General features: G+C 59.0%; 1 protein-coding gene. It reads left to right on the forward strand.

Annotated elements, in window-relative coordinates:
- The first annotated feature begins 63 nt into the window (after positions 1–63).
- Positions 64–879, forward strand: coding sequence for a reverse transcriptase domain-containing protein (locus tag ACFFWD_RS21545; protein WP_376968500.1), 816 nt, complete (start codon positions 64–66; stop codon positions 877–879).
- The last annotated feature ends 398 nt before the right edge of the window (positions 880–1,277 follow it).

Consider the following 1,277-nt stretch of genomic DNA (forward strand, 5'->3'; position numbering starts at 1 on the left):
CGGGATAGTCGTCGAGATGATGAGCGCGGTGGTGGGTAGTCTGTCGAGTAGTCTTTCGACAACATCGACCACGAACTTTTACTGCGGGCTGTTCGGAGGCACGTGAAGTGCAAATGGGCGCTGCTCTACATCGAAAGATGGCTGACGGCGCCAATGGAACAAGCTGACGGTTTGAAGGCTGAGCGAACCCGGGGGACTCCTCAAGGGGGCGTTGTCAGTCCGATTCTGGCAAACCTGTTCCTGCATTACGCGTTTGATCTCTGGATGACACGGACGCACCCAGACCTTCCGTGGTGTCGGTATGCAGACGATGGGTTGGTCCACTGCCGAAACGAGCAGGAAGCTCAGGCTCTCAAGGCGGAGCTTCAGGCACGGCTGGCGGAGTGCCGCCTGGAGATGCATCCGACGAAAACCAAAATCGTTTACTGCAAAGACGGGAAGCGCAAAGGCACGTATCCGAACATTCAATTCGACTTCCTCGGATACGGCTTTCGGCCCCGTCTGGTTAGACGCTCCCGAGACAACACTTTGTTCTGGGGCTTCAACCCGGCGGTCAGCGCCTCGGCGCTGAAGGCCATGCGGGCGGCGATGCGGGAACTAAACCTCCGACATCGAACAGACTTGCCTATGGACGAGATCGCACGGCAGATCAATCCTCTCCTGCGGGGGTGGATCGAATACTACGGACGATACGCGCCCTCGGCTCTGTACCCACTGCTCAGATACGTCAATCAGATGCTTCTGGCCTGGGCGATGCGGAAGTTCAGGCGCTTTAAAGCACACAAGATCCGCGCGAGTCGCTTTCTGCAAAAATTGTCGCAGGAAAAAGCGGGTCTGTTCGTACACTGGCGGCTTGGCATGACCGGCACGTTTGCCTGATGGGAGCCGAGTGAGGCGAGAGTCTCACGCTCGGTTCTGCGAGAGTTGCGCCTTGCAAGCGCGTTGAAGTCTGCCGTCTGCGATGACGGCCGCGGCAAAGCCTAGCGAGCAGCCGCGAACCGAGTCTTGCGTGGCGTCCGGTAACGGCCGCTGCGAAGCGTAGACAGGGAGGTTGCAGGCCGGAATGAAGTGAACGGGAAGATAGCCCCGAAATCGAACGTGATCGGAGTAGCCGACCCTGTCTCTCAAAGGGGAAGGCGGAATCGCAACCCGCGTCATCGCGAGCGGGCTGAGGTGCTCCCGGGGTTCGTACCGCCAGCATGCAACCAAGGGGATCGACGTGAACAAGGGAGATCCATCCGGTTCAAGCGCAAGCTTGTAGGACCTGCCAAGCCGAT

The sequence above is a fragment of the Bradyrhizobium erythrophlei genome (assembly GCF_042430365.1).
Lineage (GTDB): Bacteria > Pseudomonadota > Alphaproteobacteria > Rhizobiales > Xanthobacteraceae > Bradyrhizobium > Bradyrhizobium erythrophlei.